The organism is Flavobacterium sp. CLA17 (assembly GCF_013112255.2).
Taxonomy (GTDB): domain Bacteria; phylum Bacteroidota; class Bacteroidia; order Flavobacteriales; family Flavobacteriaceae; genus Flavobacterium; species Flavobacterium circumlabens.
The window spans coordinates 2,375,452-2,398,235 of record NZ_CP068294.1 but is presented as its reverse complement, the minus strand read 5'-3'; the positions used below and the strand labels follow the sequence as shown (position 1 = coordinate 2,398,235).

Here is a 22,784-nt window from a genome sequence, read left to right as displayed (position 1 = left end):
TGTGATGGTTGTTTTGTAAATAGTGGTTCGTTATATTTTTTAATAGTCTTCTAATAAATCATCTGCAAAACTGGCGCGTTTGGCGGCCAGTTTTTTCGTTTGTATTTCGGATAAGAAGTTTAATTTTCTAATTTTAGTCGTTGGCTTTTCAAGAATCCCCGCTAGCAGATTATTCAGATCTGTAATCATACGTGCAATACGATCGCTATCATATAAGTCTGTGCTGTATTCGAGACCTCCTTCTATATGCTCTTTTCGTTCAATAAATTGAAATCTTAAATCGCCTTTACTAATTTTCAATTCTTCGTTGTCAGAGGTTACTTCCAATCCTTCCATTTCTAAAGATTCCAGTTGTAAATCTATATTTTGCAGGATGACTACAACATCAAATAAGGGTGAACGGTTTTTAGCGGCATTGATCCCTAATTCTTCGACTAATAAATCAAATGGATAACTTTGATGATGAAATCCCGCTACACTTATTTGTTTTACCTGTGCGAGTACTTCTTTGAAATTATCTTCACCGCTAAATTTGGCTCGAAGTGCTATTGTGTTCAGATACAAACCAATTTGATTTTCTAAATCGGTATGATCTCTCCCGGCTACCGGTGTTCCCAACGTAATGTCTGATTGTCCGGTGTAACGGTATAATAAGGTATATACCAAGGCACTAACTCCCATAAACAGGGTACAGCCGGCTTCAGAACATAATTCTTTTAAGGCCGCACTTACTTCTTTGGAGAATGAAAAATGCTGTTGCGAACCCTGATGGCTTATCGTTTGAGGGCGTGATCGATCGGAGGCTAATTCTATTTTTGGTGCGTCCAGTAAATTTGTTTTCCAATACTTACCGGATACTTCAAATTGCGTACTTCCGATATCCGAAGACAGCCAGGCTGCATAATCCTTGTATTGAATTGATAATGGTTCTAAAGAGGATTCTTCCCCTCTCAGGAATCCGTTATAATAACTTACCAGATCACGTACTAAAATTTGCATGGACCATTGATCAAGAATGATATGGTGATCTACAAAAACTAAATCATAGACATCGGCTCCGTATGAAAGTACTTTTACTCTAAAAAGCGGCCAGCTGCTAAGATCAAACCGTTGGTGTCGTAAGTCTTCTGTTATTGTATTCCTAAGTTCAGGAGTTTGACTGATGTCTATGGTTTCTATGTTGACCACCACATCGCTGCTTTTGATTATTTTCTGACGTGGTTCGCCTTCTTTCAGGATAAAAATGGTGCGTAAACTTTCATGTCGGTCAATTAGTTGTGCAAATGCCTGCGTTAAGGCAGCTACGTCCAGATTTCCTTTTAATCGATATACTTCTATTCCGTTAAAAGGTGAAACTCCTTCTATCTGCTGTTCAATCAACCACGTACGACGCTGAGCATGTGATAATGCATAATCATATTGTTCTGCTATTTTTGGTATGGCATGATAGACTGTTTTATGGTTAGAATCGGAGAGCAGCGTTGCCTGTGCCTTTAGTTCTGAATAGTTGAAGATATCCGCAATAGCTAATTGTATATCATGTTTTTTATATACATGTGTAATTAATTGCATTGCTTTTAGTGAGGAACCGCCTAAATCAAAAAAGGAATTATTTCTTCCAATACTACTTTGCGGAACACCCAGAAGTTCTGCCCAGATAGTACTCAGTGAAGTTTCGATTGCACCTATTGGCTCTTCATAGTTACTGCCACGCAATAATTCTGATGGCTTTGGCAGGGCACGTTTATCGACTTTGCCGTTTAGGGTCAAAGGAAATTCTTCCACATAAATAAAGTAATCCGGAATACTGCTGCGGTCTAATTTGGCTGATAAAAGCAAACGTAATTCGCCTGAGCCGTATTCTGTTCCCGTATAATAACACAGTAATGAATCTGAAACATCCGTGTGTAACAGTAGTTCTACCTGTCCGACTCTTTCTAAATTCAACAAAGAACTGCGAATACCGTCCAGTTCTACACGTACGCCGTGCAATTTGATCTGATCATCGATTCTTCCCAGGATTTCTAAGTTTCCATCGCTGTCGTAACGGCCCAAATCTCCTGTTCTGCAAACCAGATCTTCTCTGTCGCTAACCAGTGGATTCTGTACCAATAAGGCTTTTGTAAGTTCCTGATCCAGGTATCCTTTGCTTATGTATGGACTTTTGATATAGACTTCACCGATTTCTCCCCACATGCTGAGTCCGCTATCATTGATTACAGCGATCATGCTGTTGTCGATAGCTTTTCCAACAGGTAAAACGGTACCGGCGTCTAAATCTCCTTCCGGAATATGATAACAGCTTTTTAAGACTGTAGTTTCGGTCAGTCCGTATAAATTGCTCATGCGGGCCGTATTTCCGGAAAGGGATCGCCATAAAGAAATATCACGGCCGTATAATTTTTCTCCTGCCAGAACCACTTCTTTTATATCTCTTAAAGAAAGATTCTGTTCTACCAGACTGTTCGTCAATAATCTAAATAAAGAGGGAACAGTCTGTAAAATGGTTACTTTTTCTGCTGAAAGCCATTTGCCTAACAACACCATATTCTCCCGTATTTTTGTACCTGGAATACACAAACAGCTTCCGGAAATCAAACTTGTTAAGATGTCTTTTAAACTGGCATCAAAAGTGACTGAGGCGATCTGGCTTACACGACTTTCGGTGTCAAATCCGAAGGTGTTTTTGTGCCAGTTGATATAATGTGAAATACTTTCCTGATTCCCGACAATCGCTTTCGACTTGCCTGTGGTACCCGAACTGTAGAAAATATAACTGCTGTTCGTAATTGGGTAATCAACTGCAATATTGGCTTCACTGTAACTTTCTAAGCTGTAATCCGATACTGTATATTCTCCCGAAGCACTTACCTCGTATACTGTCAAAGTGGTCTGCTCAAGTGAAATCAAATCAAAATTACCAAGTCCCAAATCTCCCAAAACGGAAGAACCTGATGCTTTAAATACCAAAACATGAGTGAATGCATGACGAATATCCTGATTTTGAAATACAGCCCAGGAAACATCATCGGTAATTAAAACTTTCATGGCGGTTTCTGAAAGGGCCTGCTGCATTCGTGCCAGTGAAAAACTGTTCGATAAAGGCACATAGGTGATTCCTGTTTTAAAACAAGCCAGTAAACTTCCGACCAGTTCTTTTCCGCTATGCAATAATACACCTACCGAAGCATCTGATGACAAGCCTGTGTCCAGTAACAAACCACTTAACTGGTTGGCAAAGGAGTTTAAGGATTTATAACTTGTACTTCCATTAGCTTCTATTAATGCCGTACGATCCGGATAAGAGAATACCATATCCTCAAAGCTTTTGTGAATGTATTTTGAAGGTACTTTTTGTACCGGTTTTTCAAACCAATTCGACGAAGACAATTCTTCTTCGCCTAAATAGATAAGCTCTTTCATGGAAACTTTAGGCGAATTCACAATTTCTGCCAGTAAGTTTTCTATGTGATTCTGCATACGAATTATTCGATCTGCATCATATAAATCAGTATTGTATTCAATATTACATTGTATAAAATCTTCATGCTCCGTAAACTGAAAACGTAAATCGCCTCTGCTGATTTTTAATTCTTCGACGTCGGATGTTACTTCCAGGCCTTCCATCTCTAAAGATTCCAGTACTTGTAAATCTACATTTTGAAGAACGATCAGGACATCAAATAAAGGGGAACGGTTGTTAGCAACATTATTGTCTAATTCATGGACTAATATATCAAACGGATAGTTTTGATGACTGAATCCTGCTACACATACTTGTTTGACATGGTCTAATAATTCTTCGAAACTATCATCGCCTTTAAATTGCGCCCGCAATGCCAGGGTGTTGATATAGAATCCGATTTGCTTTTCTAAATCGGCATGATTTCTTCCGGCAACCGGCGTTCCCAAAGTGATATCGGATTGTCCTGTATAACTGTATAATAGCGCATATACTAAAGAACTTACTCCCATAAATAAAGTACATCCCGATTCCGTACAAACTGCTTTTAATCCTGAGCTTGCTTCTTTTGAAAAGGAAAAATTATATTGAGATCCCTGATTGCTAATTACGGCCGGACGCGGACGATCAGAGGCTAATTCTATTCTTGGCGCATCCTGTAAATGTGTTTTCCAATACTTTGCGGAAACTTCAAAATCTGTACTGTTTACCAGTGAAGACTGCCAGGCTGCATAATCTTTGTATTGAATTGGCAATGGCTCTAAAGCAACTTCTTGTTTTAAAACGAATGCATTATAATACGTTACCAAATCGTGGATTAAGACCTGTAAAGACCATTCATCCGAAATAATATGATGATCTACATAAACCAAATCATAGACATCCGCTCCGTAGGATAGTAATTTTACCCGGAATAAAGGCCATTGACTCAGATCAAAAGCAGCATTTCTTAATTCTTCGATCAAGATGCTTCTGCGCTCCGGAACTGCACTGATATCAATAATTTCTATATGAACCACAACATCACTGCTGTTTAGTATTTTCTGACGTGGTCTGCCTTCCTTTTGGATAAATATAGTGCGAAGGCTCTCATGACGATCGATAAGTTTTTTAAACGATTGGGTTAAAGCTTCAATATCTAAATTTCCCTTTAAACGATAAATATCTACACCATTAAAAGGAAAAACACGGTCTATCTGCTGTTCAATAAGCCACATTCTGCCTTGTCCGTGAGAAACGGCATAATCGTCCTGTTCTGCTACTTTTTGAATAGAAAGGTAAGTGTTGCCTTTTGATTCCGCTATTAAGGAAGCCTGCGGTTTTAATGTGGAATGACTGAAGATTTCTGCAATACTCAATTGTACCTCGTGGTTTTTATACACTCTGGAAATCAGCTGAATCGCTTTTAAAGACGAACCGCCTAAATCAAAAAACGAATCGTTTCTTCCGATACTGCTTTGCGGAATGCTTAACAGTTCTGCCCAGATATTACTCAGTGAGGTTTCAATCGCACCGCTTGGCGCTTCATAGTTGCCTGCACGCAATAATTCTGATGGTTTTGGTAAGGCACGTTTGTCGACTTTACCGTTTAGGGTCAACGGAAATTCTGCTACATAAATAAAGTAATCCGGAATACTGCTGCGGTCTAAGGTTGCCGATAAAAGCAAACGTAATTCGCCTGAACCGTATTCTGTTCCGGTATAATAACACAATAAAGAATCTGCTGTGGCATCTGTGTGTAATACTAATTCTACTTGCCCTACTCCTTCTAAATTTAGTAAAGAACTGCGAATACCGTCCAGTTCTACACGTATGCCGTGCAGTTTGATCTGATCGTCAATTCTTCCCAGAATTTCCAGGTTTCCGTCGCTGTCATAACGACCTAAATCGCCTGTTCTGCAAACCAGATCTTCACGATCCGAAACCAATGGATTCTGTACTAATAACGTCGCTGTAAGTTCCTGATCCAAATAGCCTTTACTGATGTATGGACTTTTGATATACACTTCCCCTATTTCTCCCCACATGCTGAGTCCGCTGTCATTGATTACAGCAATCATACTGTTGTCAATGGCTTTTCCAACAGGTAAAACGGTACCGGCATCTAAATCTCCTTCCGGAATATGGTAACAGCTTTTCAAAACTGTAGTTTCGGTCAGTCCGTATAAATTGCTCATGCGCGCCGTATGTCCGGAAAGCGAGCGCCATAAAGCCACATCACGACCGTATACTTTTTCTCCTGCCAGAACCACTTCTTTTATGTCTTGTAAAGAAAGATTTTGTTCCACCAGACTATTGGTTAATAATCGGAATAAAGAGGGAACCGTTTGTAAAATGGTTACTTTTTCTACTGAAAGCCATTGGCCTAATAACACCATATTCTCGCGCGTTTTCGCAGTTGGAATACATAAAGAACTTCCTGAAATCAAACTCGTTAAGATGTCTTTTAAACTGGCATCAAAAGTGACTGAAGCAATCTGGCTTACACGGCTTTCGGTATTGAAACCAAAAGTGTTTTTGTGCCAGTTGATATAATGTGAAATACTTTCCTGATTCCCCACAATCGCTTTCGATTTTCCGGTGGTACCGGAGCTGTAGAAAATATAACTGCTGTTATTTATTGGATACTCAACTGCAACATTTTCTTCACTGTAATTTTCTAAACTGTAATCGGACAATAAATATTCGCCTGAGGAACTTGCTTTGTAAACGGCTAAGCCTATACTCAATTCTGATGCTTTAAATACCAAAACATGCGTGAATTCATGATCAATATCCTGACTTTGAAATACAGTCCACGAAGCTTCATCGGTAATTAAAACTTTCATCGCTGTTTCTGAAACAGCCTGCTGCATTCGGGTCAATGAAAAACTATTCGATAGCGGCACATAGGTAATTCCAGTCTTCAAACAAGCCAATAAACTTCCGATTAATTCTTTTCCGCCTGGCAATAATACACCCACTGCATTATTAGATGACAAACCTGTCTCCAATAACAAACCACTTAACTGGTTGGCAAAGGAGTTTAAGGCGGCATAACTTGTACGTCCATTATCTTCCACAATTGCGGTATGATCCGGATAAGCAGATACAATTTCCTCGAAGCTTTTGTGAATGTATTTTGAGGCTGTTTTTTGTACCGGCTTTTCAAACCATTTTGAGGTTTCTGATTCTGTCTCTTCTAAGTATTCTATTTCGTTTAATACCTGATTTGGCGCATCGAGAATTGCTGTCAGTAAATTTCCCATATGAGTGGCCATACGTACCATACGTGCCTCGTCATATAAGTCTGTATTGTATTCAATACTGCCTTCTATACAATCTTCGCGTTCTATAAATTCAAATCGAAGATCACTTTTACTTGTTTTTAAATCCAAATCTTTTGCATCAATTTCAATCCCTTCCATCTTCAACGATTTCATGAACTGTAAATCTACATTCTGTAAAATAACCGCTACGTCAAATAAGGGAGCGCGATTTTTTTCTAGAGAACGGTCTAAATCTTCGACCAAAACATCAAACGGATAGCTTTGGTGATTGAAACCCGAAATGCTAATTTCTTTTACTTTCGATAATAAGTCTTTAAAATTATCTTCCCCTCTAAATTCAGCGCGTAAAGCCAAAGTATTCAGGTATAATCCGATTTGGTTTTCTAAATCGGCATGATTTCTTCCGGCAACCGGTGTTCCTAAAGTGATATCCGATTGTCCCGTGTAACGGTATAATAAGGTATACACCAATGCACTAACGCCCATGAATAAGGTACTTCCTGATGCCGCACAGATTGCTTTTAATCCTTCGCTTGCTGCTGTAGAAAAGGAGAAATTATACTGAGATCCGTTATTGCTCATTATGGCCGGACGCGGACGGTCAGAAGCCAGTTCTATTCCCGGTGCGTCTGATAAATGGTTTTTCCAGTAGTTACGCGATAATTCAAATTCGGCACTGCCAGAAGTAGAAGATTGCCAGGCGGCATAATCTTTATATTGAACAGACAATGGTGTTACTGAAGCCGCTTCGCTTCGTACTAATGCGTTGTAATAGTTTATTAGATCACGAACCAGAATCTGCATTGACCATTCATCGGAAATGATATGATGTATGGCGAAAAATAATTCCTGATCGTTGGAATTATTTTCTAAAACGGTGGCTTTGAAAAGCGGTCCTTTGCTCAAATCAAAGACATGATTCGTAAATTCAGCAATTACCGACTGACTGTCTTTTCCTGCTCTGTATTCAATGGAAAAATTATATTCTTCCAGTGATACAATCTTCTGGCGAGGCTCTGCTCCTTTTGAAACAAAAACCGTTCTTAAGCTTTCATGACGGCTGATTAACGCGTTAAAAGATTCTTCTAATGCGTTACGATTTAATATTCCTTTTAAATGATACCTTGTAATTATATTGAATGTCGTTGCTTCCGGTTGTCTTTGCACCTGCAACCAGGTTCTTCGCTGTGCTCTTGATAATTCATAATCCTCCTGTACCGCTGCTTTTGGTATAAGGAATGCTTCTTTTGATGCTATTTCCTTAATTTGTCTGGCCAGGTTTTGTAATACCGGGTTTCTGAAAACAGACTCTATGTTTATTTGTAAGGAAGCCTCATTTCTTAATCTTGTGATGAACTGAATTGCTTTAAGAGAATTCCCTCCTAATTCGAAGAAATTGTCTTCCCTTCCTACTTGTGTTGTTAATAATAATTCGGACCAGATTTCTGCTATCAATTGTTCCGCTTCCGTTTCCGGTGCGCTGTAGGTTTTGGAAGATAATTCTTTTGGAAATGGCAAGGCTGATTTGTCAATCTTACCGCTGGAAGTTAGTGGAAACATCTCTAATTGTACAATGTGAGCAGGTACCATATAAGCTGGCAGCTTGCTTTGAAGCACTGTTTTTAAATGCTCTCTGTCCAGTTTTTCCTTTCCTGTCACATAGGCTAAAAGAAAATCACCTTTTACGATTACAACCGCCTGGTTTACTTGTGCATCCAGTAATAACAACGTTTCTATTTCTCCTAACTCAATACGATATCCTCTAAGTTTAACCTGATTGTCGCTTCTTCCAAGGTAGACCAGATTCCCATTGAAATCCCACTGGCATAAATCACCTGTGTCATAAATTACTTCGTCATTATTAAGAGGATTTTTTATAAACTTTTTCGTTGTTAATTCAGCATCCGTGTAGCCTTTTGCAACTCCTGCACCGCCAATAAACAGGTTTCCTATAATTCCCTGAGGCACTACTTGTCCCTGTTTGTCCAATAGGAAAATGGTCGTATTGCAGATTGGTTTTCCTATTGAATATAAATCTTTCACCTCTTTAATCTGCTGAAATGTAGACCAGATCGTGGTTTCCGTCGGGCCATACATATTGTAAAGTGCTCCCGGAATTTCTAATAAACGCGTTCCTAATGAAACCGGTAAAAATTCTCCGGTACTTATTTTCTTTAAGGGAGTTGAGATTTTCCAACCCGCTTCCAAAAGCACGTTCCAGACACTTGGAGTCGCCTGCATAATAGTAATCTCATTTTCCTCAAGCATTGCAGATAGCAATAACGGATCTGTAATTACATGATTTGTGGCGATGATAAGCGAACCTCCCGTACACAAAGGCATGAAAAAATCAAATACAGAAATATCAAACGTAAAAGTTGCCGTTGCCAGTACTTTATCCCTGTTTGAAAAATCAAATACAGGGGTAACCGATTGTAGTAAGTTCACCACGGAACTATGTCTGATCATCACTCCTTTTGGTCTTCCTGTGGAACCTGAAGTATAAATGATATACGCCAGATCTTCTCCGTTTATCGCTATATTTAATCGGGTGTCAGGATAATTCCCTAATTCTTCCTGCAGTTGTGTACTATTTTTGGTGATTACTGCATAGTCCGAAACCTCGGTATCTGTCAGTAAAAATGATACATTTCCATCTGCCAGCATGTATGCGACACGATCTGCGGGATTGTTACGGTCAATTGGCAAATAGGCACCGCCAGCTTTTAATATTCCTAAAATACTGATCAGCAAAAACTCACTTCTGTCCTGCATCACACCAACAATACTTCCTTTACCAATATGGTGTTGGGTTTGTAAATAGTGTGCTAATTGATTCGAACGCGCTTCTAATGCTGCATAACTAAGCGAATTGTTTTCATATTTTACAGCTAAGGCGTTTCCTTGTTTGTCTGCCTGTGCTTCAAAAAGTGAAATCAAAGTGGTATCCGAAGATTGTGCTACTTTCTTTCCCTGATAGTCTTCCAGTAGTGTTTTTCGTTCTTCTGTTTTCAGGAGAAGTAATTGATCTAACGGAGTGGTAGCGTCTGCAATAACACTGTCCAATAGTTTTACTAAATGAACTGCTAATCGTGTCATGCGATCCTTACTATAGATATCGGTATTGTACTCCAGATGAATGGCGATTTCTCCCGAAGCACCTTCTTTAAACCAAAACGTAAGATCGTATTTACTTACTTTTTTTTCTAAAGGCACTTCTTCAATCGATACCCCTTCAAATTTGGTTAAGTTGTCTTTTCCTTCATCTTCCACCACAACCATCACATCAAATAAGGGTGCTCTTGACGGATCTCTTTGCACGGTTAATTCGTCGACTAATAAATCGAAAGGATAAGACTGATGCTGATAACCTTCCAGGATATTGGTTTTAACATCCTGCAATAATGCCGTAAAACCTGAAGCACCATCAATATTTTGTCTTAAAGCCAGCGTATTGATATAAAAACCAATCTGATGTTCTAAGTCTGCCTGTTTACGTCCCGATACCGGCGCTCCTACAATAATATCATTATTACCGCTATAGCGGTACAATAATGTATAGACCAGAGACATGGCTCCCATGAATAAGGTTGTACCATTTTTTTCCAGCAGTTCGTAAAATTTTTGGCTGTTTTCTTTTGAAATTTGTACGGCAACTTCGTTACCGTTATACGTTTGCAGGGCAGGACGAATGTGATCCGAAACCAGTTCTAAGACCGGCAGTGTTCCGTCCAGCTTCTTTAGCCAGTATTGTTGGCTTGCAGTTTCATTTTTTATGTTTTCTAATTCCCAGCTGGCGTAATCCTTGAACTGTATTCTCAAAGGTTCCAGAACTGCTTTTTTATCATTTTTTAATCCGCTGTAAATTGCCATTACATCTTTGACCAAAATATTCATCGACCATTCATCAGAAATAATGTGGTGAATACATAAGGATAGAAAATACTGCTCCTCTTCCACTTTTATAATCGCCACTTTTAATAACGGATCCTGGTATAAATCAAATTTGGTTTCCGCAATTGCTGTTGCTTTATTTTGTGCCAGCTGATTTGAATTTTCACTATTAGAATAATCTAAGCTTTCAAAAGAAATTCCTTCTGTTGCATTTTCTAATATGTGCTGATACGGCTGGCCATTTTTATCTACAAAACGGGTTCTCAGGATTTCATGTCTCGCAACTAAAATTTCGAACGCCTGTGCGAATAGTTTTTCATCAATGGCACCATTCAGTCGATATTGCATCGCCATATTAAAGACGGTTGCCACCTGATCAAACTGATCTAAAACCCAAAGTCTGTTTTGAGAAAAGGATAATGGATAATATTCCTTTTTTGCTGCTACCGGAATTTCAGATACATTTTCTTCAGTTCCTGTCTGTTGCAATAAGGCAATAATTTCCTCTTTGGATTGTTTTAAACGTTCCACAAGATCAGCTGTCAGTACTCCTTCAGGAGCCTGTACTTCTAACTTTCCATTTTTGAGATTTAATTGAACCTCTTTAGATTTTAGTTCTTCTAAAAATGTATATACATTCATAATGTTATGGTATCTTTTTTAATGATAATAGCTCCTGGCGTTTCTGATTTTTTTGCCCATTGAATAATGGAAATTTTGGAAGCGACATCTTCCAATACCGGCGCAATGAAAAGTTCTTTTAATTCCAGTTTAACCCCGAATTCTTTTTTGATTCTCGACACAATCTGAATTCCTTTTAAGGAATGGCCACCGAGTTCGAAAAAGTTGTCTTTGATTCCGATTTGTTCTTTTCCGATTACTTCTTCCCAAATCGAGATTAAGACGCGTTCGGTTTCATTGGTCGCTGCGACATATTCCCTCACGATTCCTTCTGTTGGGTTGGGTAAGGCACGTTTGTCTATTTTTCCGTTTGGTGTTAAAGGGAATTTTTCGATGCCGGTCAGATACGTTGGAATCATGTATTCCGGCAGACAGCCTGCTAAGTGTTTTCTCAGCGAATTGCTTTCTACCTCTTCTCCGGTATAATAACCTGCCAGATGTTTCTCGCCATCGATTTCCAATCCTACCACTACACTTTGCTGTAAACCTTCAAAGCTTAACATCGCCGAGATGATCTCTTCCAGTTCGATTCGGTAACCGCGGATTTTTATCTGATGGTCAATTCGGCCGTAGTATTTTATACTGCCTTCTTCGTTCCACATACATAAATCCCCGGTGTTGTACATGACTGTATTTTCCTGGTACGGATGAGCAATAAAAGCTTTTGATGTCAGTTCTTCTTTGTTTTGATAGCCCACTGCGATTCCGGTTCCGCTCATATATAAGGTTCCGATTACGCCGATGGGTACCAGTTGCAATTCTTTGTCCAGGATGTACGATTGCATATTGTCGACCGGACGTCCGATGTATGGAATGTCCTGGGTTTCTTTTACTTTTTTATAAGTCGAATACACCGTGGTTTCCGTTGGTCCGTACATGTTCCAGATTGTTTCTGAGCGGTTGATCAGTGCTTCTCCCAGTGATAACGATAACGCTTCTCCTCCTGTAATGACACGCACTTTCTCGCTTCCTTCCCAGCCAGCATCTACCAGCATCTGCCAGAAACCAGGCGTGGCCTGCATGATACTCGGATCGTGTTTTTCAAACAATTCGATGATGGCTTCGGGTGATTTCAATGATGGCGTTGAGGCGATAATCACACTTGCACCAACATGCAGCGGCAGGAATAACTCGACCACAGACATATCAAAAGCATAAGTCGTAACAGCCAGTAACGAATCGGATGCGTTTGCTGAAATTTCACTTTCCATCGCATACATTAAGTTGGTAACCGATCTGTGAAGGATTTTTACGCCTTTCGGGGTTCCTGTAGAACCGGAGGTATAAATCATATACGCCAGATCTGCTTCATCAACAGCAACGGGTGCCAGCTCACTGCTGTAAGTGGAAATTTCTTCTGTTAGCTCCGGCAGCAGCATTACGTTGATCCCGGATTCATCTGTATATTTTGTATCAGCAATCAATAACGCTGCACGGCCATCCTCTAAGATGTAACTGATTCTGGATGTGGGATAACTTTTATCAATCGGTAAATAAATACCGCCCAGTTTCAGTATACTTAACATCGAGATTAACATCCATTCGCTGCGGTCCATCAGTAAACCGACGCAATCGCCTTGCTGAATATTATAATTGTTTTTCAGATAATTCGACAATTGGTTTACAGCGGCATCCAATGCTTCGTAACTCAATTTTCGATCTGCATAACAAACTGCCACCGCTTGTGGAGTTTTGTTTACATTTTGCTCGTATCGGGTCAGGAAACTGCCGCTTAAAGGATAATCTTTTGCCGTAGCATTGAAATTCTTTAAAATAGTAGTACGTTCTGCATCCGATAAATAATTATATTTCCCAATACTGGTCTGTGGAGCCGCTACAACTAATGCCAACAATTCTTCCAGGTGCGAAGCCATTCTTGCAATTCGCGAAGCTGAAAATAACGAAGTGTTATATTCGATCGTTAAATGTAAATTATCATTTCGTTTACTGAAGTAGAAAGTGATGTCGAATTTGCTTGTTTCTTCATCCACATATTCTCCTTCAATCGTGATATCGGAAAAGGAAAGTTTTTTATCATAACGTTCCATGTCTTCCAAAACCACCATTACATCAAATAATGGGGAACGACTCAAATCACGGGCAGCATCCAACTCTTCGACCAACAAATCAAACGGATACGATTGATGTTCATACGCGTCTAAACAGGTTTGTTTTACCTGCGTTAGTAAAGCTTCGTAACTCATATCACCGGATAATTCATCCCTAAGGGCTAAAGTATTCAGATAGAATCCAACCTGATTTTCTAAATCGGGATGTACCCTGCCGGATATCGGAGTTCCTATAATGATGTCCTGAGTTCCGGTGTAGCGATATAAAAGTGTTTTCACTAAAGAAAGCACCCCCATAAACAGCGATGACTGTTGTTGCTCTAACAACGAATGAAACTTTGCACTTATTTCCTTTCCAAACGTGTGTTTTATGCGTTTTCCATTGAAGGTTTGCTCTATGCCTCTTGGAAAACATGTTGGAAGATTCAACGGAGTAATTTCACTTGATAATTTTTCTAACCAATACGATTTATGACTAATTTCTTGCTGCTCTTTCGACACTTGCTGCCAAACCGCAAAATCTTTGTACTGAACTTTTAAATCTTTTAAAACTATCTGGTTTCCGTTAATTTTCGCGTTGTATAATTCCTGCAGTTCTGCAATTAGTATCTGAACCGAAATTTCATCTGCAATAATGTGATGTATGTTGATGAACAGAAAATGCTTTTCTGCTGAAAGTCTGAACGCGTGTACTTTTAACAACGGCCCTTTCGATAAGTTAAAAGCAGTATTGTATTCTTTGAAAATAGTATTTACTACTTTTTCATCGTCGTCTTTTGCCTTTTCCCAATCGATACTTTCTACTTCAAAATCAATGGTTTCAGAAGCTTTTACGTATTGTTTTACTTCTTCGTCTTGCCATCTGAAAACTGTTCTTAAGCTTTCATGTCTTTTTATTAAGGCATTGAAAGCATACGACAAGGCTTCTATATCTAAGGGTCCCTGCAGCCAATGTCCGAAGGTAACGTTGTAGGCAATGGACGATTCATTTAACTGATCCAAAAACCATAATCTTCGTTGTGCATAGGATAACGGATATCCGTCCTGAACAGCTGCCACCGGAATCGGTTCGTATACTGATTCCTCCAAAGCAGCCAATAGATCGGACTGCTCTTGCAGCACCGGATATAAGAATATTTCTTTCAGGCCAATGGCTACCGAGAATTCTTCCTGTATTCTGTTGGCAATCTGAACGGCTTTTAAGGAATGGCCACCCAATTCGAAGAAATTATCAGTGATGCCGATTTTGTCTGTTTGTAATACGGTTTTCCAAATAGTTATTAGCTGCTCGTCTCTTTCGTTTCGGGCGGGCTGATGTTCTTTTGCGGAAACCAGTATGGGATCCGGTAATTTGTCGATGGCTATTTTTCCGTTGGCTGTCATTGGGAAAGATTCCATTGCAATTAAATAGGTTGGAACCATATAATCCGGCAACTCATTGCGTAAATAGTCACGTAAAGCGGTTTCGGTACTTTTTCCGGTATAATAGCCCACTAAATGTTGTATGCCATGAGCGTTAAAGCCCGTCACATAACTGTCCGTAACACCTTCAAAGGCGATGATGGCTTTGGCTACTTCCATTGTTTCCACACGATAACCACGAACTTTCAGCTGATGGTCTTTTCGACCCACAAAATGAATATTTCCTGAAGCATCCCAATACCCTAAATCACCTGTTTTATATAGTTTGTCCTTCCCAAAAGGGTTTTCAATAAAACGTTCTGCTGTTTGTGTCGGCTGATTGTGATATCCTGCTGCAATCCCGCTTCCTCCCAGATACAATTCCCCAATTACAAATTGTGGCTGTATTTCCAGATCGTTATTACAGATGTAGATTTCCCTGTTGAAAATAGGAGCTCCGATACAGTTGGAAACGCTGCTGTTGTCTGTTTCATAGTAACTGGTACAAACCGTTGCTTCTGTTGGGCCGTAGGTATTGTACAGTTTTACTTTTTCTGAAAAGTTGGAAATATATTCTAATCTTAGAGCATCTCCTCCACTGATTACTGTTCTTAAGGATGGTATGTTGCTGTTGCGCGCTGCCAGTAATTCATTGATGCTTTGTAGCACCAAGGGCGTACTGCTTAAAAGCGTAACATTATGCTTTGCTGTTAGATTTAATAACGCTTCGACGTCTTTTCCGCCCGAAGGGGTTAATATCAATTCGCCGCCGACACTTAATATCGGATAAATTTCTTCTACACTGGTATCAAAACTAAAGGAGGATTGCTGAATAACAACATCATTGGCTGTAAGTCCAAAATAGTTTACAAAAGTCTGTGTATAATCCAATAGTGAATTATGGGTAATCATTACTCCTTTTGGTTTTCCTGTGGTACCTGAGGTGTACATGACATACGCCAGATCGTCTTTTGATGCTGTGATTCCCTTATAATTATTATCGTATTTTGATAATTGGTCAATATGGAGTTCTAATTTTGAAACCGCTGCTTCAACTTCCACATTTTGGCTCACAATAAGTACGTCTAATCCGCTGTCTTCTATCAGGTAATTTTGGCGTGCAACGGGATAGTCTTTATCGATAGGAAGATACGCTGCCCCGGATTTTAAAACCCCTAGCATTCCGATAATCATATCAAAATCACGATGGGTCATTAATCCGATGATTGCTCCGGTTTTTACCTGATACTCGTTTACCAATTGATCGGCCAGTTGATTCGAAAGTGCTTCTACTTGATCATAGCTAAGGCGTCTGCCTTCATAGGTTAAACAGTTGGACTCGGGTGTTTTGGCTGCCTGTTTTCTGAATAGTTCTACTATCGATCCTGCTTCATAGGATTTGGTTGCTCCTTTGCTGAATTGTAGAATTGTAGCTTTTTCTGCTTCTGACAGGATGTTATATTTTTCAATAGCCTGCGCCGGATGGGCTATTACTCTGGATAATATATTTTCGAAAGAGGTTATGAAAACTTCCAATTGTTCGGCCTTGTAAAGGGCTGTATTGTAACGAATGGTGAGTGATAAGGTCTCGTTGGTTTCTTTAAATTCCAATAATAAATCATTCAGGCTTGTCGGGGTTTCGATCGTTTCACTGCTAATGGAGACGTCTTCGATTAGATCATTAAAACCTAATGCATTTTCGAAGTTTTGAAACAATACCAGTACATCCAATAGTGGAAGTTTACCCATAATTCTTGGTAATCCCAATTCGGAGATCAGGGTATCAAACGGATATGACTGATGGCTGTATCCTGCCAATAGTTCCTGATGTACTACAGAAAGTAATTCCGTAAAACTGTTTTCAGCTGAAAAACCGATTCGAATCGGAAGTAAATTTAAATAATACCCTACCTGATTTTCCAGATCCTGGTGTATTCTGCCGGCTGTATCGGTTCCGATAATAAGGTCTGTTTGTCCGGTAAGCTGATAAAATACACTGCTGAGCACACTCATGATGCCCGTAAAGGTGGTTACCTGATGTGCCGCGCAAAGTGTTTTTAATGCTGTACTGATCTCGCGGCTGAAATTATGATGCAAATATGCTCCTGAAAAAGACAGGGAATCCCCGCCATTTTTAGAGAAAGGCAATTCCAAACTTGGCAGTTCGCCTGAAAAACGATTCAGCCAATAGGTACGGGAAGCTTCATAGGAAGCGGTCGCAGCATACGAATTGTACCAGGCAACGTAATCTTTGTATTGTAAACGCAGCGGCGAAAGTACAGCTTCGTTTCCTAAACTATACGATTTATAGAATGATTGTAATTCTTTGCTAATGACATCAATAGACCAGCCATCGCTGATAATGTGATGGATGACGAAAATAAAATAATATTGAGATTCGGATATTTTTATAAGTTCTACTCGAAGTAACGGGCCTTTCGATAAATCAAAACTGCTGTTGGCCACTTCATAGGCGCGTGATTTGGCCAGGGCTTCCGGTGCTGGTTTCGTACTGAAATCCAATTGGCTAACTTCAAAGTCAAAAGAAGTCGCCGGAATGACTTGTTGGACTATTTCTCCGGCTTCGCTTTTGAAAATGGTACGTAGACTGTCATGGCGGTTTACAATCGTTTTCATGGCATTGCTGAAAGCGGTTGGGTTGAATGCTTTGTTTCCTAATTCAATATTACATAACCAGCATAAATTGAAGGATTGTTTGGCGATTCCCAATTGATCCAAAAACCATAATCTTCTTTGTGCATAGGATAACGGATATCCGTCCTGAACAGCTGCCACCGGAATCGGTTCGTATACTGATTCCTCCAAAGCAGCCAATAGATCGGACTGGTCTTGCAATACCGGATATAAGAATATTTCTTTCAGGCCAATGGCTACCGAGAATTCTTCCTGTATTCTGTTGGCAATCTGAACGGCTTTTAAGGAATGGCCACCCAGCTCAAAGAAATTATCGGTGATTCCGATATTGTTTGTTTGTAATACGGTTTTCCAAATGGTAATCAGCTGCTCGTCTCTTTCGTTTCGGGCGGGCTGATGTTCTTTTGCGGAAACCAGTATGGGATCCGGTAATTTGTCGATGGCTATTTTTCCGTTGGCTGTCATTGGGAAAGATTCCATTGCAATTAAATAGGTTGGAACCATATAATCCGGCAACTCATTGCGTAAATAGTCACGTAAAGCGGTTTCGGTACTTTTTCCGGTATAATAGCCCACTAAATGTTGTATGCCATGAGCATTAAAGCCCGTCACATAACTGTCCGTAACACCTTCAAAGGCGATGATGGCTTTGGCTACTTCCATTGTTTCCACACGATAACCACGAACTTTCAGCTGATGGTCTTTTCGACCCACAAAATGAATATTTCCTGAGGCATCCCAATACCCTAAATCACCTGTTTTATATAGTTTGTCCTTCCCAAAAGGGTTTTCAATAAAACGTTCTGCTGTTTGTGTCGGCTGATTGTGATATCCTGCTGCAATCCCGCTTCCTCCCAGATACAATTCCCCAATTACAAATTGTGGCTGTATTTCCAGATCGTTATTACAGATGTAGATTTCCCTGTTGAAAATAGGAGCTCCGATACAGTTGGAAACGCTGCTGTTGTCTATTTCATAGTAACTGGTACAAACCGTTGCTTCTGTTGGGCCGTAGGTATTGTACAGTTTTACTTTTTCTGAAAAGTTGGAAATATATTCTAATCTTAGAGCATCTCCTCCACTGATTACTGTTCTTAAGGATGGTATGTTGCTGTTGCGCGCTGCCAGTAATTCGTTGATGCTTTGTAGCACCAAGGGCGTACTGCTTAAAAGCGTAACATTATGTTTTGCTGTTAGATTTAATAACGCTTCGACGTCTTTTCCGCCCGAAGAGGTTAATATCAATTCGCCGCCGACACTTAATATCGGATAAATTTCTTCTACACTGGTATCAAAACTAAAGGAGGATTGCTGAATAACAACATCATTGGCTGTAAGTCCAAAATAGTTTACAAAAGTCTGTGTATAATCCAATAGTGAATTATGGGTAATCATTACTCCTTTTGGTTTTCCTGTGGTACCTGAGGTGTACATGACATACGCCAGATCGTCTTTTGATGCTGTGATTCCCTTATAATTATTATCGTATTTTGATAATTGGTCAATATGGAGTTCTAATTTTGAAACTGCTGCTTCAACTTCCACATTCTGACTCACAATGAGTACGTCTAATCCGCTGTCAGTTATCAGGTAATTTTGACGTGCAACGGGATAGTCTTTATCGATAGGAAGATACGCTGCCCCGGATTTTAAAACCCCTAGCATTCCGATAATCATATCAAAATCACGATGGGTCATTAATCCGATGATTGCTCCGGTTTTTACCTGATACTCGTTTACCAATTGATCGGCCAGTTGATTCGAAAGTGCTTCTACTTGCTCATAGCTAAGGCTTTTGCCTTCATAGGTTAAACAGTTGGACTCGGGTGTTTTGGCTGCCTGTTTTCTGAATAGTTCTACTATCGATCCTGCTTCATAGGATTTGGTTGCTCCTTTGCTGAACTGTAGAATTGTAGCTTTTTCTGCTTCTGACAGAATGCCTGATTTTTCAATTGACTGCGTTGGATGGGCTATTACTTTGGATAATATATTTTCGAAAGAGGTTATGAAAACTTCCAATTGTTCGGCCTTGTAAAGGGCTGTATTGTAACGAATGGTGAGTGATAAGGTATCGTTGGTTTCTTTGAATTCCAATAATAAATCATTCAGGCTTGTCGGGGTTTCGATCGTTTCACTGCTAATGGAAACGTCTTCGATTAAATCATTAAAACCTAATGCATTTTCGAAGTTTTGAAACAAGACCAGTACATCCAATAGCGGAGGCTTACCCATAATTCTTGGTAATCCCAATTCGGAGATCAGGGTATCAAACGGATACGACTGATGGCTGTATCCTGACAATAGTTCCTGATGTACTACAGAAAGTAATTCCGTAAAACTGTTTTCAGCTGAAAAACCGATTCGGATAGGAAGTAAATTTAAATAATACCCTACCTGATTTTCCAGATCCTGGTGTATTCTGCCGGCTGTATCGGTTCCGATAATAAGGTCTGTTTGTCCGGTAAGCTGATAAAATACACTGCTGAGCACACTCATGATGCCCGTAAAGGTGGTTACCTGATGTGCCGCGCAAAGTGTTTTTAATGCTGTACTGATCTCGCGGCTGAAACTATGGTGTAAATATGCTCCTGAAAAAGACAGGGAATCCCCGCCATTTTTAGAGAAAGGCAATTCCAAACTTGGCAATTCGCCTGAAAAACGATTCAGCCAATAGGTACGGGAAGCTTCATAGGAAGCGGTCGCAGCATACGAATTGTACCAGGCAACGTAATCTTTGTATTGCAAACGCAGCGGCGAAAGTATCCGTTCGTTTCCTAAACTATACGATTTATAGAATGATTGTAATTCTTTGCTAATGACATCAATAGACCAGCCATCGCTGATAATGTGATGGATGACAAAAATAAAATAATATTGAGATTCGGATATTTTTATAAGTTCTACTCGAAGTAACGGGCCTTTCGATAAATCAAAACTGCTGTTGGCCACTTCATAGGCGCGTGATTTGGCCAGGGCTTCCGGTGCTGGTTTCGTACTGAAATCCAATTGGCTAACTTCAAAGTCAAAAGAAGTCGCCGGAATGACTTGTTGGACTATTTCTCCGGCTTCGCTTTTGAAAATGGTACGCAAACTGTCATGGCGGTTTACAATCGTTTTCATGGCATTGCTGAAAGCGGTTGGGTTGAAATTTCCATTGATACGGCTTACACTTGTAATATGTGCCGCAGTACTTTGATTGAATTGGTGCAACATCCAAAATCGCTTTTGTCCCGCAGTCAATGGATAATTATTGCCTGTCTCCGCAACTTCAATTGCTGCAATTTCAACCTGTTCCTTATTTTGGAGATACTGGCTTAATGCTGCTACACTGGCATTTTTGAAAAGTGTTTCTATCGATATCTGGTAGCCCAATTGCTGAATTCGCGATAGTAATGCTGTCGCCTTTAAGCTATTGAATTGATCGGTAAAGAAATTTTGCGAAAATTCTAAGGTATCATTCTTAAGGATGTGCCTGGCGAGGGACCACAATTTATCATCTAAAGAATTCGTTTTATCGTCATCTTTGTCTGTTAATTGTTCTTCTAATTCCGTTGTTTTCAGAATTTGAGTTTCATAATCTCCTGCAAGATATTGCTGTACCAATTGGTAATGCTGTACTTTTCCGCTTGTTGTTTTAGGGATACTTTTTACGGCTATCACCTGTTTTACTTCCAGATTTAATTCATTTAGAACTTCTCGCTTTATATCCCAAATTGTCTGAATAAAATCTTCCGATATCGACCGTTGCTGTACAAAAATCAGTAATTCTTCGGAATGATTTACATCTTTCCTGGCGCTGCAGGCTACGACAGTTTCCGGTTTTAAATGAAGTTTTTTATGAAGAATTTCTTCAATATCCTGCGGATAAATATTTTGTCCGTTAATAATAATCAGGTTTTTGGCACGTCCGGTGATGACCAAAGCCCCTTCGTACATAAATCCTAAATCTCCTGTTCTGTGCCAGTAATCGTCTGTTTTACAGGCTGCACTTATTTCGGGATCATTATAATATCCTGTGGTCACATTCGCCCCTTTGATCTGAATATGTCCTATGTGCTTGTCCGCCAATACTTCATCATTATCATTTGCTATTCGTACGGGACATTGGTCCAATGGTCTTCCAACTTCTACGAATGAAGTACTGTTGGCGCTATTTTCGTTGGCCACTTCTACTATTTTTTCTCCGATTTTCAAATGATTACGGTCTACAAAATAACATTTGAAAGGATTCCCTACAATTGGAAGGGTCACCGCCACGCATGCTTCTGCCAGTCCGTAACCCGGATACAGAATGGATGAAGGCAATTGAAACTGTGCCATTTCTTCCAGGAACTGATTACACAGTTTCCATGAGATTGGCTCAGCACCATTGTACATGATCCTTACCTTCGAAAGATTCCAGTCCATCGGATTTTTTGCCGTATTTATTGCCGATAAGATGTATTGACATCCAAAATTTGGAGAATACAGCAAACTTGCCTGATGCTCACTTGCCTTTTCCATCCAAAGTAAAGGCCTTCTGATAAAAAGTGTTGTTGGCAATAAAAATTGCTGAATTTTTCTTAGTGTACACGAGAGATGAAAACAAATCAGCCCCATATCATGTGTCAGTGGCAGCCAGCTTAGAGATCGGTCTGCTGCTGTAATTTGCGAACGATTTGCAATATCAACAATGTTCGCTACTAAATTAGCATGTGTTAATTCCACTCCTTTTGGATTTCCTGTAGAACCGGATGAAAACTGAATGTAGGCAATATCTTCGGCACGTATATCGGTGTTGCTAATGCCCTGGGATTTCTCGACTACAGCATCTGTTGAAAATAGTGTCGTTTTTGCAATTTTCTGATACGCTGCTTCGGTTACCTCATCACTTTTGTAAGTGAACATTTCATCCAACAGGCCTTTGTCACAGACTAAAAAAGGATTATTTAATTTTTTCCAAATGTTATATAGTTTATGCTTGTGTCCTTCCTGTCTTCCGATTGCGACCGGAACAGGAATGATTTTCCCCAGTATACATGCCCAGAAAACCTGTAAAAATTCTGCGTTATCATTTATTTGTATAATGACCTCATCGCCGGAGCGCACTCCAAATTCCTGAAGATTATGGAGCGTATACAATGCTTTACTAAGCAATTCCCGGTAAGAATACGTTACTTCCTCACTAGAGGAACGAATAAACGTAATTCCGGTTTGCTCTTGTGCGGCATTTTCTAAAACATCAACTAAAGTATTACTAATAAGCATATTAAGACATTATTAACTTTCACCGCTAAGAAAGCGGCAAAAAATATATTCTTTAAAGAATTCGGTTTTTTTTCTGAGAATGTTCGAATTGTAAATAAGTGATTG

At 39.7% G+C, this 22,784-nt stretch carries 2 protein-coding genes; both read right to left on the bottom strand.

Going from position 1 to position 22,784, the window contains the following annotated elements; translation table 11 throughout:
* Positions 1 to 39: 39 nt before the first annotated feature.
* Positions 40 to 11,268, bottom strand: a complete 11,229-nt coding sequence (locus HAV12_RS09960) for a non-ribosomal peptide synthetase (protein WP_171569503.1) — start codon at positions 11,266 to 11,268, stop codon at positions 40 to 42.
* Entirely contained in the window at positions 11,265 to 22,679 is an 11,415-nt protein-coding gene (locus HAV12_RS09955) for a non-ribosomal peptide synthetase (RefSeq protein WP_171569502.1), read from the bottom strand. The genes HAV12_RS09960 and HAV12_RS09955 overlap by 4 nt, the downstream gene beginning before the upstream one ends.
* Between the last annotated feature and the right edge of the window lie 105 nt (positions 22,680 to 22,784).